This is a genomic window from Parendozoicomonas haliclonae, assembly GCF_900174585.1.
In the GTDB taxonomy this organism is placed as follows: Bacteria; Pseudomonadota; Gammaproteobacteria; order Pseudomonadales; family Endozoicomonadaceae; genus Sansalvadorimonas; species Sansalvadorimonas haliclonae.
The window spans coordinates 478916-493638 of the sequence record NZ_FWPT01000001.1; the positions used below are offsets into that span (position 1 = coordinate 478916).

At 52.1% G+C, this 14723-nt stretch carries 14 protein-coding genes; 9 read left to right on the top strand and 5 right to left on the bottom strand.

Going from position 1 to position 14723, the window contains the following annotated elements; translation table 11 throughout:
• Positions 1-51: 51 nt before the first annotated feature.
• The 4 genes from EHSB41UT_RS02320 (at position 52) to EHSB41UT_RS02335 (ending at position 4680) form a co-directional block, all read left to right on the top strand.
• Entirely contained in the window at positions 52-531 is a 480-nt protein-coding gene (locus tag EHSB41UT_RS02320) for an FxsA family protein (protein WP_087106484.1), read from the top strand.
• A 294-nt stretch (positions 532-825) separates the two neighbouring features.
• Entirely contained in the window at positions 826-1122 is a 297-nt protein-coding gene (locus EHSB41UT_RS02325) for a co-chaperone GroES (protein WP_087106486.1), read from the top strand.
• A gap of 37 nt (positions 1123-1159) precedes the next feature.
• Positions 1160-2800, top strand: a complete 1641-nt coding sequence (groL, locus tag EHSB41UT_RS02330) for a chaperonin GroEL (RefSeq protein ID WP_087106488.1) — start codon at positions 1160-1162, stop codon at positions 2798-2800.
• 155 nt (positions 2801-2955) lie between these two features.
• Complete coding sequence (locus tag EHSB41UT_RS02335; RefSeq protein ID WP_087106490.1) at positions 2956-4680, top strand: hypothetical protein; 1725 nt, start codon at positions 2956-2958, stop codon at positions 4678-4680.
• Between the two features lie 15 nt (positions 4681-4695).
• Here the strand turns inward: EHSB41UT_RS02335 and EHSB41UT_RS02340 are convergent, their stop codons facing one another.
• Entirely contained in the window at positions 4696-5550 is an 855-nt protein-coding gene (locus EHSB41UT_RS02340; RefSeq protein WP_087106492.1) for a 6-pyruvoyl trahydropterin synthase family protein, read from the bottom strand.
• 46 nt (positions 5551-5596) lie between these two features.
• On the bottom strand, positions 5597-6733 hold the full coding sequence (locus EHSB41UT_RS02345) for an endonuclease/exonuclease/phosphatase family protein (RefSeq protein WP_087106494.1): 1137 nt from the start codon (positions 6731-6733) through the stop codon (positions 5597-5599).
• A 170-nt stretch (positions 6734-6903) separates the two neighbouring features.
• On the opposite strand from EHSB41UT_RS02345, the gene bioA reads away from it, so the two are divergent.
• Positions 6904-8232, top strand: coding sequence for an adenosylmethionine--8-amino-7-oxononanoate transaminase (gene bioA / locus EHSB41UT_RS02350; RefSeq protein ID WP_341350344.1), 1329 nt, complete (start codon positions 6904-6906; stop codon positions 8230-8232).
• Positions 8233-8251: 19 nt separating this feature from the next.
• On the opposite strand, the gene EHSB41UT_RS02355 is transcribed toward bioA, so the two are convergent.
• Positions 8252-9493, bottom strand: a complete 1242-nt coding sequence (locus EHSB41UT_RS02355) for a dicarboxylate/amino acid:cation symporter (protein ID WP_087106496.1) — start codon at positions 9491-9493, stop codon at positions 8252-8254.
• 125 nt (positions 9494-9618) lie between these two features.
• Positions 9619-10407: a hypothetical protein gene (locus EHSB41UT_RS02360; protein WP_087106499.1), complete on the bottom strand. Its 789-nt coding sequence runs from the start codon at positions 10405-10407 to the stop codon at positions 9619-9621.
• 107 nt (positions 10408-10514) lie between these two features.
• On the opposite strand from EHSB41UT_RS02360, the gene EHSB41UT_RS02365 reads away from it, so the two are divergent.
• Both EHSB41UT_RS02365 and EHSB41UT_RS02370 read left to right on the top strand, forming a co-directional pair.
• Positions 10515-11174, top strand: coding sequence for a TetR/AcrR family transcriptional regulator (locus EHSB41UT_RS02365; protein WP_165767123.1), 660 nt, complete (start codon positions 10515-10517; stop codon positions 11172-11174).
• Positions 11175-11396: 222 nt separating this feature from the next.
• Positions 11397-12041, top strand: a complete 645-nt coding sequence (locus tag EHSB41UT_RS02370) for a histidine phosphatase family protein (protein WP_165767124.1) — start codon at positions 11397-11399, stop codon at positions 12039-12041.
• 3 nt (positions 12042-12044) lie between these two features.
• Here EHSB41UT_RS02370 and coaE read toward each other — a convergent pair whose 3' ends face one another.
• The gene (gene coaE / locus EHSB41UT_RS02375; protein WP_087106504.1) at positions 12045-12644 is read right to left on the bottom strand and encodes a dephospho-CoA kinase; all 600 of its coding nucleotides are present in this window, start codon (positions 12642-12644) and stop codon (positions 12045-12047) included.
• 89 nt (positions 12645-12733) lie between these two features.
• Here coaE and EHSB41UT_RS02380 point away from each other — a divergent pair, with 89 nt between their 5' ends.
• Positions 12734-13807, top strand: coding sequence for an agmatine deiminase family protein (locus tag EHSB41UT_RS02380; RefSeq protein WP_242667227.1), 1074 nt, complete (start codon positions 12734-12736; stop codon positions 13805-13807).
• Between the two features lie 11 nt (positions 13808-13818).
• Positions 13819-14712 (top strand): carbon-nitrogen hydrolase, encoded by an 894-nt coding sequence (locus EHSB41UT_RS02385; RefSeq protein WP_087106506.1) that lies wholly within the window; start codon positions 13819-13821, stop codon positions 14710-14712.
• Positions 14713-14723 lie beyond the last annotated feature (11 nt).

The following is a 14723-nucleotide window of genomic DNA, read 5'->3' on the forward strand; positions in this document are numbered from 1 at the left end:
AAATCTCCGTTGGTGACTCCATATAACAGCCTGTAACCAACGGAGGTTTCAATGCGTCTGGGTTTTATGCTTCTGGTTCTGTTTCCTATTACAGAGCTGATGATCCTAATTAAAGTGGGTGGCCTGATTGGTGTACTGCCAACGGTGGCCCTGATTTTCCTGACCGCCTCTGCCGGTCTGTATCTGATGCGCCGTGAAGGCTTCAGCACTCTTGCGCGAGCCCGTGAACGGATGGCAACCGGTGAGATTCCAGCCACGGAAATGATGGAAGGTCTGGTTATCGCGTTCTGCGGCGCCTTGCTGTTGGCACCTGGTTTTATTACTGATGTGATTGCTCTTTGTGGCCTGCTGCCACCAATTCGCAAGGCACTGATTAAGAAAGCCATGGCCAGCAAGCGCTTTCAGGTTTATGGATCCGGCGCTTCCATGATGGGTGGAGGCTTTCAGTCTGGCCCGTCTCAGGGCTATTCCGGGTACCAGCGTTCCGGCACCGATGATGTGATCGAAGGCGAGTACCGCCGGGACGAATAAAATTTTCGTTTTTTTATTGGAGTGGGGTTGAAATGCGAAATGGCTGCCCCCACTCATGTCGGGCGATCGGAAAAAACAGAAAACTTCTGCTATCTAATACCGGTAAAAAAGCCGTTGGTACGCTTCAACGGACAGCATCGGCGAAATGCAGAATTCTGTGATCAACTGTTTTGACCGATATGGTAGTGTTTTCTGCCTTGTCGGTTGCGGGTTAAACCGCAACATTTTGGGAATTGCCGGCTTACCGGCCGAGTGACTATTTAATCTCTAAGAAAAGAGTTGGAGAGGCTATCAATGAAGCTCCGTCCTTTGCGTGACCAGGTGCTCGTGCGCCGTTTCGAAAGTGAAACTACAACTTCCGGTGGTATCGTTCTGCCAGGAAAGGCCGAGAAGACCAATCGCGGTGAAGTTGTTGCAGCCGGCGCTGGCCGTATCGATAACAATGGCAACCTGATTGAACTGGCTGTGAAGGTGGGTGACAAGGTCGTTTTCGGCGGTTACCACAGCGATTCCAACACCATCAAGATCGATGGCGTTGAGCACGTGCTGATGTCTGAATCTGACATCCTGGCTGTTATCGAAGCTGAATAAGCGAACGACTTCTAACTCAAACTAAAGGAACATCACGATGGCTGCCAAGCAAGTCAAATTCGGTGACGACGCCCGCAAAAAAATGCTGGTGGGTGTAAACGTTCTGGCCGACGCTGTTAAAGCAACTCTGGGCCCTAAGGGCCGTAACGTGCTGCTGGAGAAGTCCTTCGGCGCACCGACCATCACTAAGGATGGTGTTTCCGTAGCCAAGGAAATCGAACTGAAAGACAAGTTCGAGAACATGGGCGCTCAGCTGGTTAAGGAAGTGGCTTCCCAGGCTAACGATCAGGCTGGTGACGGAACTACTACCGCGACCGTACTGGCTCAGTCCATCGTTAACGAAGGTCTGAAGTACGTTGCTGCCGGCATGAACCCAATGGATCTGAAGCGTGGCATCGACAAGACTGTTGCTGCTGTTGTGGCTGAACTGGCTGCCATGTCCATTCCTTGTGAAACCACTCAGGCTATCGCCCAGGTTGGTACCATCTCTGCCAACTCCGACGAAACCGTTGGTGCGATCATCGCTGAAGCGATGGAAAAAGTAGGCAAGGAAGGTGTTATCACTGTTGAGGAAGGTACTTCCCTGGAAAACGAACTGGATGTTGTTGAAGGCATGCAGTTTGACCGCGGCTACCTGTCTCCATACTTCGTAACCAACCAGGAGCGTATGGCTGCTGAGCTGGAGGAGCCATTCGTACTGCTGTTCGACAAGAAGATCTCCAACATCCGTGAACTTTTGCCAGTTCTGGAAGGCGTAGCCAAAGCCGGCAAGCCGTTGCTGATCATCGCTGAAGACGTAGAAGGCGAAGCTCTGGCGACTCTGGTTGTAAACAACATGCGTGGCATCGTGAAGGTTGCAGCTGTTAAAGCTCCTGGCTTCGGCGATCGTCGCAAAGCCATGCTGCAGGATATCGCTGTTCTGACCGGCGGTACCGTAATCTCCGAAGAGATCGGCATGAGCCTGGAAAAAGTAACCCTGGACGACCTGGGTACTGCCAAGCGCATCGTAATCACCAAGGACGACTCTACCGTTGTTGACGGTGCCGGCAACCAGGCCGACATCAAGGCACGTGTTGAGCAGATCCGCGCTGAAATCGAAAACTCTACTTCCGACTACGACAAAGAAAAACTGCAGGAACGCGTAGCCAAGCTGGCTGGCGGTGTTGCGGTTATCAAGGTTGGCGCAGCTTCCGAAGTTGAGATGAAAGAGAAGAAAGCTCGCGTAGAAGACGCACTGCACGCAACCCGCGCCGCTGTTGAAGAAGGCGTAGTTGCTGGTGGTGGTGTTGCTCTGGTTCGCGCTCTGAGCAAGATCTCTGTTGAAGGTATCAACAAGGAGCAGGAAGCCGGTATCGCTCTGGCCATGCGTGCTCTGGAAGGCCCTATCCGTCAGATCGCTGCCAACTGTGGTGACGAAGCTTCCGTTGTTGTTGACAAGGTTCGCGCTGGCGAAGGTAACTTCGGTTACAACGCTGCAACCGGCGAATACGGCGACATGATGGAAATGGGTATCCTGGATCCAGCCAAGGTAACCCGTTCTGCGCTGCAGGCAGCTGCTTCCGTTGCTGGTCTGATGATTACCACCGAAGCCATGGTTGCCGAGATTCCAGAAGAGAAACCAGCTATGCCTGATATGGGTGGTATGGGTGGTATGGGTGGCATGGGCGGCATGATGTAATCATCCCCCAACCCATAAACTCTTTTAGAAAACCCCGACGCGCCCTGAGAAATCAGGGCGCGTTTTTTTGTGCCTGCTTATAACTGGCAAGATGATTGATTTCGTTCTAAATAAATATCTCTTTTAAGATGTTTGCGGTGTATGGGGGGAGGTCTTTGATCAAGGCATGGGTGAAAATCTGGCTGATGATGTGCTGTGCCTTCCTCATCCTGCCATCTCTGTCCCGTGCCATTATCGGGCAGGACGATTTACCTACACTGGCCAGTCTGATTTACAGCTCGGAGAGAATGTCTATCTGGTTGTCCAATGACGGACGGGCTATTTACTACCAGTCTCGGGGCAATCTTGATCTGATAAAACCCAAAAGGTGGGCACTCACCGATCTAACGCTGCCGGAAAGTTTCTTCTTATCCGGATCCAGTGGCGCCAGTTCTCAGTCAGTACTTCAGGGAGCTATTACCGTTTATGAGCCCGAGGACCCTGATGAGCTTTGCTGGTTAATGCTGGGCAGTTCCTATGGTCTTTACATACTCCCATTCGATCTTTCCCTGACGGATGTTGAATCAATCAGTGGCTTACCGGATTCGGCTTATGTGCCAGTATTCACCACTTTGCAGCCAGCTATTCCCTCCAATCATCAGGTTTCTATTTCCGGCATACAGATACTCTCCCAGGGAGTGAAGCTTTATCAGGGAGATAATTTCCATGTAGTAGTGAAGCTGGATAATGAGTTGGCTTTTTATCAGATCCAACATAAGGAAGGGAAAGTGGATTTCTATCTGGTTGGCGCTATCCAGCTGGACAGGTTTTTGCCACCTGAGGAGCAGGTGAAAGGCGTCGCCCTGTTGAACAACGGACTCTATCTGGCAACGCAAAAACGGCTTTACTGGTTTCAAATGTCTCCTTATGGGCTTCATATCAAGAAGCCGACGCAGACTATTGATCCCAATGATCTACTGTCCGTCGGGCACAGCAAGCACCCGCGCCATACCGATGTCAGGCAAACTATTCAGTCAATGACTGTGACGAAGAGTGCGAAAGGGCAGGAGTTCCTTACTCTGGGATTGGATGATGCCATTCTGGTCGGGCGTGAAGGACAGTATTGGCATGACTTCCATCCGGTAATGGGACAGAAGGAGTTGGATATTAAGCCTCTGCTGGCCATTCTCGATACCTCGGAAAAGATGTTTTATACCGAAGAAAAAAGCATTCTGGATGATTCTGGCTGCGAGAAGTTAGTTTGTAAACCCTACGAGAGTACCAGCAAACTTCCTGATCTTGCCGCCTATTTTCAAAATCACAGAGTTCAGGTCTGGCCGGAAAACAAACCAGGTGATGAGGATAATGACGAGGAGGATACTCTGGGGGCTGCGGGCATGTCACCGATGGAAACCTCTGATAATACCAGCCTGGTATTCAAGGTTCCGCTGCATAAGTTGCCGGACACCAGTAGTTACTCACCCAGCTCGTCAACTGCGAGCGTGGATAGCAATCAGACAGATCCCCGAGCAGCCTGGCTGACCTCTCCGACTATAACGGGGTTACCACGTCAGCCTTCACATTTACGCTCTGCCTCAGGCAGTATGTTGAGACCCTATAGCATGGGCTGGCGTAACTGGCGCACTTCTGAAGGGCATGACAGTGAAAGTTCCTCAGAAAGTGTGGGCGATGACGTGCGGCGAAACTCCTACAGTGGAGGCGCTATGCCCAGGCGAAGGCACCAAAGTATCGCTTGTCCAGCATCAACACATCCTTATATTCAGGAACCGAATGCCGTTCAGCATGTGGCAAGCAGTTATCCGAGTATGTCGGAGCGGCGACAAATATCCACTATGTTCAACAGCTCCGGCAGCCTGTCCAGCAATGGGCGTAAGCAATAGCGATCTTAGTGGGGCTTAACGGATACCAATGGCACCCTTGCAAAAACCCTCGTTAGCAATGACTTTAATATTTTCGCTGCCGGTTTTATCGAGCATGCATTGAGCCAGATGGTCGGCCAGCAGTTCGATAGTGGTGTCGGTTTCCAGCAGGTAGCAATGGCTTTCTGGAATCGATAGCAGGAAGTCGCCCTGATTGGCTGTGTAGGCAAAGGTCAGATGTTGCTGGCCGTTATGTTGGTAACGAGACTGAAGGTCTTCTGTTGTGGCTAGATAAATATCCCGCCAGGACTTCGCCTGTTCTTGAGCCAGTTCTTCTCTCTCTTCACCGCAGATAAAAACCTTTAGTGGTGACCGGTGTCCGTGGGCAATGCGCTGGCAGTCGCCACTGTGCTTTTTTAAACCATGGCTGTAATGGAAGTAGGCGCCTTGAATCGTATCCGGGTAGAGGGAGAACTCGATGCCGGTCACGTTATCCGGCAGTTGTTTCAATACATGCTCTTCCAGCAGTGGTCTGACATTCTCGGGGGTAATTTCGGATACCGGCAGAGACATAATCGCCTGTTCCGGAGCCTGACAGATAATCTCATTGCCTGAATTTATATTAAGACGAACAGAGCGTTGCTTATCAGCCAACTCTTCAACCTGTATGGCTGGGTGCAGTGCAGGAACCAGCAATGCGTGATCAGCTGAACTGTCGATCATGGCCTTGATCTCTTTTTTGACGTGACCAAAGTCAAACACCATCCCCTCTTCGTTCAGTTCACCGGAAAGAATGACATCGACCAGCCAGGTTTCTCCAACCAGCCCGCGCTCAGGACAGAGGTAGGAGAAATCAATGGTGGTCAGCTGGTTTACGAAGAGTGAGCTCATATCTGGTCTTATTATTACTGCGATCAAAGACTGGGGATTTTAGGGGTTATCCGTCATCAGTGCTATCCGTCGTTTGTGGGTGCGCAGTTCCAGAATGACTTTTGATCGGGCGAATGGTCGTGATCACCGGCATATGATCCGAGATATCCAAAGGCAGATGCCGTATGCGAGAGTCCTGTGACTGAAGGTAGTGGGGATGAAAAATATAATCGACAATCAAGTCCAGTCCATCGGTGTTCAAATCATAAGCGGTTAGCCAGCGGGAGCGCTCTTGCTCAACATCTTTGATGGCGGGAATCCCCGTAAAGTGTTGGTAAAAAGGTACCAGTGGAGATTTCGGCGCATAGTGGTGTTGCTGGTTTGCAGGTAACTCCTCATGAAACCCTGGGGGGATCAGGTTGAAATCACCGGTCAGCAACCAGTTAATGTGGGCGTTCGTGAGTTGGGTCAAGCGTTGATAAACACGAAATATCTGTGCTCCCATTTTGCCCCGCTGCAGGGTTGGAGCATCAAGGTGGGTGTTGATCAGAGTAAGGCGTTCGCCGTTTTCAAGAGGCAGCTGGGTTTCCATTAAAGAGTGGCGTGGGTAAAAAGGGACCAGAACTCGCACATTGCGGGTTGCCGGAAGGCGCTCCAGTTGGGCACTGTCCAGCTGGTAACGGCTCATAGTGACCAGCCCCAGATCAATAGGCCCCATCATGTTTTTCTGGGGAACCAGCTTTGGTTTCCAGTAACTGCCATAGCTGTAGCAAGGCAGAATGTCTTTCAGTTTTTGGTAGAGCCGATCAAGCTGATCCTGATAAAAGGTGATGGGGTGGCTTCGGAGAACTTCCTGCAGCTGCAGGATATCCGGTTGTTCCTGCCGGATAATCTCAACAATTCTATCCAGATTCTTATCAAGCAGCTCCTCCGTCAGGGGCGGCTTATCGAAGGTGCTGGACCAATAGGGATAGTACTCGCCTGCCAGAAACTGAATATTCCAGTTCATAACTTTCAACGGCCTGTCTGCGGGGGCGACAGGTGACGAGGCTGGGCAATGAACAGGCAAGGCCTGATGGAGCGGTGGGTGATAGCCAAATAAACGGGGAATGCTCCAGGTCAGTGCTCCGGCCGTTGAGAGTACGAGCACGAGTGCTGTCGAAATAACCGTAAATCCCTGTTGTGATTTTACTGGTTTTTGCATTGCTGTTTGCCGTTGTTATTGGTGACTGTTGCGAGCCGCCGCAAGCTTAGACAAAAGCGCAGAGATTGCCGGTGATCATTCGCCGTTATTGAGTTGCTCCGGCTTTTGGGGCCATACTCGCAGGACACAATAATGATCAGCGTGTAACAGAAGTAACAGGAGTGCTAAACGTGACACCTAAACAGCCCGCCTCTGCTGAGCTGAGTTCCATTACCCCTGATGATATGGCTTTTGACCGGGACCATATCTGGCACCCTTATACCTCTGTTACACATCCCACTCCGGTGTTTCCGGTTGAGTCAGCACATGGTGCACGGATTCGTCTGGCGGATGGCCGCGAACTGGTCGATGGCATGGCATCCTGGTGGTCGGCGGTTCATGGCTACAACCATCCACAAATGAATGCGGCGGCCCATGCCCAGATTGACCGGTTCTCCCATGTGATGTTTGGTGGTCTGACCCACAAGCCTGCGATTGAACTGTGTCGCAAACTGGTGGAGATGACACCGGAACCTCTGCAAACGGTTTTTCTTGCAGACTCTGGCTCTGTCTCTGTTGAGATATCGATCAAGATGGCGGTTCAGTACTGGCGTTGCCGGGACGATGAACGGCGGAGCAAACTGCTGACCATTCGCAATGGCTATCACGGCGATACCATTGGCGCCATGGCAGTCTGTGATCCGGTCAACGGCATGCACAGTCTGTTCCGCGGCATTATGCTGGAGCATGTATTTGTAGATTCACCGGAGTGCCGTTTCGAGGATGAGTGGGACGAACGCTATATCGAAGAGTTTGCCTGCACGCTGAAGGAACACCACAGAGATCTGGTGGGTGTCATTATGGAGCCGGTAGTGCAGGGCGCTGGCGGGATGCGATTCTATTCCCCTCACTATCTGCGCCGGGTCAGTGAACTGTGTAAAGAGTACGGCATCCTGCTGATTCTGGACGAGATCGCCACAGGCTTTGGTCGAACCGGTAAGCTGTTTGCCTGCGAGCATGCCGGCATCGTTCCGGACATTATGACGGTGGGTAAAGCTCTGACCGGTGGTTATATGACCATGGCGGCGGTGATCTGCTCAGAGCACGTCAGTAAAACTATCTGTGACCGCAGTGCGATGATGCACGGACCGACCTTTATGGGTAACCCGCTTGCCTGCAGTGTGGCCTGTGCCAGCCTGGATATTATTGCGACTGGGGAGTGGCAGGAGCAGGTCGCGAACCTGGAAGCGGGGATGAAGGAAGGTTTGGAACCTTGCCGTGATATGGCTGCGGTGGCTGATGTCCGTGTACTTGGTGGCATCGGCGTGGTCGAATTAAAGCAACCGGTTGATATGCAGGTGATCCAGCCTCGGCTGGTGGAAGAGGGCGTATGGGTACGCCCGTTTGGCAAGCTGCTCTACCTGCTGCCGCCTTATGTGATCAGCAAAGAGGAACTCAGCTTCCTGTGCGCAGCTATATGCCGTGTTGTAGAAGAACTCTCCAGCCCGGAACAGGTTTAATTATTTTCTTATCAAGGCATCAGGCGGCCGAAGCGTCTGATGCCCGTTCCTCTTCTGCTGACTCTCTGTCCACAATGCAGGTCACACAGGCATCGGACCAGACATTGATGGCGCTCTCCAGCATATCGATCAAGGCATAGACCGGCAGGATCACACCCATCAGTTCAATAGGCACATTCATGGTGGCCAGCAATGTGCTGGCCAGCAGGAAACAGCCCATGGGCACACCTGCATTGCCCACGGCGGCAATGGTGGCGATGGCAATCCAGGCAATCAGCTCAGCGGTGGAAAAGGACATTCCGTTGAGCATGGAGACAAACAGCACGGTAATCAGAATAAATCCGGCGCAGGCATTCATGTTAATGGTTGTGCACAGCGGGAAGCTGAATCGTGCTACCCGGGAGCTGACACCAAGGCGGTCTTTCGCGGCCTCCATAGCCACCGGCAATGCGGCGCTGGATGATTTGGCAAAAAAGGCCACAGTCAGAGCTGGCAACATGCCCCGGAATATTTGCCAGGGCGAGAGCCCTTTAAGTGATAGCAGCAGAGGCAGTACCACCATAGCCTGCACAAGGTTGGCCAGCACGATGCAGGCAAAATAAAGAGCCAGTTGGCGGCCGACATCATCCTGCCCCAGAGAAACAACAAAGGTGGTCACAAAGGCCCAGACACCCGCCGGCAGGAGTTTGAGTATGCCGCTGGTCAGCTTCATCACTGCCGCGAAAATATCATCAAACAGCACCTGGAGACGTTGGCGTCTTTCATCGGGAATCGACAGAATGGCCAGACTGAAGATCAGAGCCAGAAACAGAACGCTGATCACCTGTCCTTCCACAAAGGGAGTCAGAAAGCTCTCTGGCACAATATTCAAAGCGTACTGCCAATAGCCGGTCTGGGGTGCATTTTGAGCAGGGTTGGCCTCTGGTGGCGTGGACAAGCCACCGGCCGGATCAAGAATCAGAAACAGGCTGAGAGCAATCGTTGCGGCAATAACGGTTGTTAGCAGTGTGTAGCGGATAACTCTTCCCCCCAACCGGCCTGCCTGCTGGAGGTTGCCCATGCCGCAGAGCGTGGAGAGGACAGAGAAGAAAATAATCGGCGTGCTGACCAGCTTCAGCAGGCGGATAAACAACTCGCCAATGCCGGTCGCCAGATCATTAATAGCAGGGATATTTAACAGACCGCAGACAACCCCAACGGCAGCCGCAATAAGAATCCAGAAGCCGGAATGCTGAATAAGGCTGGCAAAACGCTGTCTCATAATCCCTCCCTGTCTCTTTTGACCCTAGCAATATGACAGGGTGGTAGTTGTAGAGTTCAGGGACAATAGACGCAGACAGCCCGATTACTCAGTCTGTTTTGCTATTTGCTTATTCACTTATGGCGTCAGCTGGCTTCCCGGGCTTTGCGATCGATATGTTCAAGCACCGGCTTCAGGGTTTCCATAGCCTGGCGTACGGCCGGGAGCTTATGCTGCTGGCTCTGCTGTGTGACTTTGGTCAGCAGTCTGGCGCGATCATCCGGCAGCAGGTGAACAAAGAGTTCCGGAAAGGTTTTGCCCAGCTCATAGGCGTAGAGCTCCAGCACATCCGGGTTGAACTGGCTGTCCAGGCTCAGATAGTCCAGTGAGCTGCTGGCCAGCAGTGCGGCGGCACTTTTGGTATCCATCAAGCCTTCAAGACGGTCCCGGCTCTGTTGATCGCTCTCCGGCAGGGTCAGCCAGAATTCGACAGTCAGTTCAAAGAGCACCGCCTGCTGGCGCAGTGAGTGGCGCATCAGGCTCAAGGCTTCCCGCCCATAGGGTTGTTGTTTGGCGGAGAAGTCGAAGTAGAGCCGCATAATTTCCCGCAGGCTGTAAAGAATACGACTGGCCTCTTCCCGGCGGTAATCAAGGGACTGGTAGATATCCATTTGTTCCCGCAGATTGTCTTCACTGACCATACGCTCAAACACTGCACCGGTGTAGCTGCCATCACGGCGCGGAAGTGCATCCGGTTGAGTCTCATCGATGGTCTTCAATGCCTGTAGCAGTTCCCGGTAGTCTGCGGAATTCCATGCACGATTTACATCCGGGATTTTCTGGCCCAGGTACCAGAGTTCATTGGCTTTGAGTGGGGCGCTGAGCAAGGTCAGCAGAAGCAGGGCAACAGAAAAAAAGGATGCAGGTGAATTCATTATTAAGCGCCGGCTTGGAATTATGGTTATACACTTGGCTGCATCCAACAGTACAATACCCTTCCATAGCAGTTCAATCCGACAGCAAAACAATAATAATTACGCGCATGTCTACAGAGTGGCTTCAACCGGTTAATTTCCCCAGTGCAGACCTTGGCATTGTTCAGGAGGTCTTTGACAATCTCGACGGTCATGATGTGCTGTCGGACAGCCAGACCATGATTGAAATTATGCTGCGGGCCGTTCCGGTGTTTGTCGCCCGGGGGATTTCTGGCACGACGGTCAATCATCTGATTAATGCTTCAGGCGTATCCCGCCGCACCTTTTACAAATATTACGCAGGCAAGAGCGCTGTTCTCGAGCATATCTATCGGGCGGGTGGACGGCTGTTTGTGACCCGGCTGGATCAGATCATCAGTCGAACGTCTTGTGTGGACAGTCTGGTGGAGGAGTCAGTAGGACTGTTTTTTGAACACCACGCCAGTATTGGCTCTTTGATTCTTTTGCTGGAAGAAGAGGCCATGCGCCGTGACTCTCCTCTGGCTGCCATGCGACAGAAAATTTATGACCAGGTCGCTTCACGTCTGAAAGTAGCGATTGCCGATCGCCAACCTTCACCACCGGACACTATGGTTCTTTATACCCTCATCTGGACGATGGAGTCTGCATCCTTGAATTTGATGCGGGACCAGCGCTACAGCATGGATGATATTAACCGGGTAAAGAAGGTTGTGGTGCATATTCTTAAGAGCTCTCTAACCGGCTAATTTTTCTCTCCAGACCGCGCGTAACAAAGAATCCAGCGAATTCCGCAGGCTTTGCTATTTTAAGTGCCCTTATTCATACCCATACCGAAGGGGTTCAGAATGCAAAGGTGGTCACTGCGGTTACCTTCAGGATATACAGTGCTGTGGATGTTGCTTTTGGTTCTATCAGGAAAAGCAATGTGTGGCGATACCCTGCCCAGTGAAGTAAAGCCCGGAGATACGATGCGCAGTGAACCTCGAAACCCGGAGTTTAACGCACCGCCGACCAGCATGAATGAAGAACGTACCATTACCTTTATCCGCCACGCCCAGTCCATGGCCAACCTTGCCCGCCGTTATAGTAGTAATCCGGCTAATGCCGGTTACTTCCCGGCACCTCTGACAATTGAAGGGGAGATGCAGTCGATAAGACTGGCTGAACGTCTTCAGGCCAGAGGTTTCAATGATGGGAATGTTTCTGCGGTTATTAGCTCACCGTTACCGCGAACACGCTCAACGGCGTTGATTGCTATGCAGCAGCTGGGCATTAATCCGGAGAAACTGCATGAAGATGCCCGGATTACAGAGCGGGATTTTGGCCAAAGAGATGGTGGTCTCTATTCCGACTATCAGGAAGCTGACCATTGGTTCCCCGCAAATCCGGAAGAGTTTGGCGGTGAAACAACGATACAGGTAAGGGCTCGTATGCTGGATGCCTGGCAGGATATGCACAACATCCCGGGGGATGGACATATCCTGGTCGTTTCTCACGGTGTCTCTATTGCCACCCTGATGGAATCTCTTATCGGGGAAGAGATCCGGATAAAGAACGCGCAGTTTCTGCAGCTTAATCTGGATGGGCAGCTCTTAGACCCCAATCAGCGTTAATGCCTACTGTTGCCGGGTGAGCGTGAGATAGGTTTCGTGCAGCTTATCCAGTTGCAGGTAGAGTTCATCCAGTGAACCACTGTTTTCGACGACATCATCAGCCATGGACAAGCGCTGTTCGCGGGATGCCTGTGCATTAAGGATGGCGCTGGCCTGTTCCCGGCTGATGTTATCTCTCGCCATGGCGCGGCTGATCTGCATCTCTTCTGTGGTGTCGATCACCAGAACACGATCGACCAGCTGATTCTGGCGGGCCTCGAACAGCAGAGGTGATACCAGAATCACATAGGGGGATGTGGCCGAGGCTATCTCATCGCTCAATTGCTGGTTGATCAGCGGGTGGGTGAGCTGTTCCAGCCAGCGACGCTGTTCAGGGTCATTAAAGACAATATCCCGCAGAGCTCTGCGATCCAGATTGCCATCCGCCTGAATCAGATGATCACCAAAATGCTCGGCGATTGCCTTTAAAGCCGGTTGGCCGGGTTCTACGACTTTGCGGGCAGCCTGGTCTGCATCAGCAATCAGAATGCCTTTTTGGGTCAGATAGTCGGTAACCGCAGATTTCCCGCAGCCAATTCCCCCCGTTACCCCGATAGTTAACACGTGCTCTGTTCCTGTGATCAATTTGGGCAAGAGTGATACTAACCCGCGATACTGTTAAGAGTCATGCAGAACAGGCGGGCAGTTTGGCAGTGGATAGTGATAGTGAAATATTGCGGCTTTTGCCCGAATGGTTCCCTCAGGAGGCCGTGTTGCTGGCATGGCCGGATCAGCAGACGGACTGGCGTGATTGTCTGGGTGAGGTGCAGCAGGTTTATCTGGCTTTGATCAGGGCGATCAACACTAACAACTGTGCGGTGGTGCTGTTGCTTCGCAATCAGGAAAAGGCAGCCTTTCGGCAGTTGGCTGAGAAGGCTGGCGGGATAACCTCAGTACTGTTGGTCGAGGCGGATTATAACGATACCTGGGTGCGGGATTATGGGGTCCTGTCTTTGCAGGGTGAGCAGAGCCCGGTAGCTTTTGAGTTTGCCTTCAATGGCTGGGGCAATAAATTTATCAGTAACAAGGATAATGCCGTCAACCAAAGTGCCTTGTCGGCTTTATTACGTTCCCCCATACGATCAAGTCCTGCGGTCTGTGAGGGGGGCGCGCTGGAGGTGGATGATGACGGTCATCTGCTTTCGACGGCGAAATGCCTGTTGAACCCGGAACGCAACGGTCGTCTGTCTCTGGAGGGGTATCGCCAACTGTTTATCAATACCCTGGGCGTGTCATCGGTTACTTTTCTCGAACACGGGTATCTCGATGGCGATGATACCGATGGTCATATTGATACACTGGCTCGCTTTACCCCGAATCGCGGTATTGTTTATCAAGGTAGCTCGAACCGGCCGGATGATGATCACTGCTATACATTGCAGACTATGGCGCAAGAACTGGTAGCCGCATTTCCTGAACACACCTTGTTTGAACTGCCGCTGTCTTTACTCACAAATGCTGAAGGCAGACGCGTACCTGCGTCCTACGCCAATTTTCTCATTAATAATGATCAGATTATGATGCCGGTCTATCGGGAGCCGGAAGATGAAGAGGCTCTGTCGGTTATGGCTCAGGCCTACCCCGGGTACCGCATTGTGCCTGTGGACTGCAGAATTTTGCCGATGCAGGCTGGCAGTCTGCATTGTATAACCATGCAAATCCCGAAGGGCATGCTGCGCGCCGATATTATCGGTAAGGCGGGTCAGGGAATTATTGAAACAGGTTAAAAAGAATTGCTATGGAAAAAGCCACTCTTAAGGTTGGTCTGGTTCAACAGGCGGTTGCGGATAATGATAAGCACCGTAACTGGCAACGCTCGGCTGAACAGGTAACCCGACTCGCTGAACAGGGCGCAGAGTTGGTGATGCTGCAGGAACTGCACGGCACCCTGTATTTCTGTCAGGAAGAAAATACCGACTGTTTTGATCTGGCCGAGACAATCCCAGGCGAAGCTACAAGCTTCTTTGAACAGCTGGCCCGCCAGTTAAATATTGTTTTGGTGACGTCTCTGTTTGAGAAGCGTGCTGCTGGTCTTTATCACAATACCGCTGTCGTGTTTGATCGGGATAAAGGTATGGTCGGCAAATACCGGAAGATGCATATCCCTGATGATCCGGGCTTCTACGAGAAGTTCTTCTTCACTCCGGGAGACCTGGGCTTTACCCCGGTAGAAACCAGTGTCGGTAAACTCGGTGTGCTGGTGTGCTGGGATCAATGGTATCCGGAAGCTGCACGGCTAATGGCTATGGCCGGGGCAGATCTTTTGCTTTATCCAACCGCTATCGGTTGGGATAACCGTGACTCTGCAGACGAAAAAACACGCCAGCATGGAGCCTGGGAAACAATCCAGCGCAGTCATGCTGTAGCCAACGGTGTTCCGGTGGTGGTAGCCAACCGAACCGGTTTTGAAGCATCTCCGGTAGAAGGCGATCCCGGTATTCAGTTCTGGGGACAGAGCTTTATCGCCGGACCCCAAGGCGAGGTGCTGGCCAAGGCATCAACAGAGAATGAAGAGAACCTGCTGGTGGAGCTGGATATGGGGCGCGGTGAGGATGTGAAACGCATCTGGCCGTTTTTCCGTGATCGTCGTATCGATGCCTATGGTGATCTGACCAAACGCTGGCGTGACTGAGTTATAACCGT

What these genes read in the sequence shown, in the direction of transcription:
- EHSB41UT_RS02345 (WP_087106494.1), bottom strand. Translation starts at nt 6,733, where the DNA reads ATGCAAAAACCAGTAAAATCACAACAGGGATTTACGGTTATTTCGACA.
- EHSB41UT_RS02360 (WP_087106499.1), bottom strand. Translation starts at nt 10,407, where the DNA reads ATGAATTCACCTGCATCCTTTTTTTCTGTTGCCCTGCTTCTGCTGACC.
- EHSB41UT_RS02325 (WP_087106486.1), top strand. Translation starts at nt 826, where the DNA reads ATGAAGCTCCGTCCTTTGCGTGACCAGGTGCTCGTGCGCCGTTTCGAA.
- groL (WP_087106488.1), top strand. Translation starts at nt 1,160, where the DNA reads ATGGCTGCCAAGCAAGTCAAATTCGGTGACGACGCCCGCAAAAAAATG.
- EHSB41UT_RS02340 (WP_087106492.1), bottom strand. Translation starts at nt 5,550, where the DNA reads ATGAGCTCACTCTTCGTAAACCAGCTGACCACCATTGATTTCTCCTAC.
- EHSB41UT_RS02355 (WP_087106496.1), bottom strand. Translation starts at nt 9,493, where the DNA reads ATGAGACAGCGTTTTGCCAGCCTTATTCAGCATTCCGGCTTCTGGATT.
- EHSB41UT_RS02370 (WP_165767124.1), top strand. Translation starts at nt 11,397, where the DNA reads ATGCGCAGTGAACCTCGAAACCCGGAGTTTAACGCACCGCCGACCAGC.
- EHSB41UT_RS02320 (WP_087106484.1), top strand. Translation starts at nt 52, where the DNA reads ATGCGTCTGGGTTTTATGCTTCTGGTTCTGTTTCCTATTACAGAGCTG.
- EHSB41UT_RS02365 (WP_165767123.1), top strand. Translation starts at nt 10,515, where the DNA reads ATGTCTACAGAGTGGCTTCAACCGGTTAATTTCCCCAGTGCAGACCTT.
- EHSB41UT_RS02385 (WP_087106506.1), top strand. Translation starts at nt 13,819, where the DNA reads ATGGAAAAAGCCACTCTTAAGGTTGGTCTGGTTCAACAGGCGGTTGCG.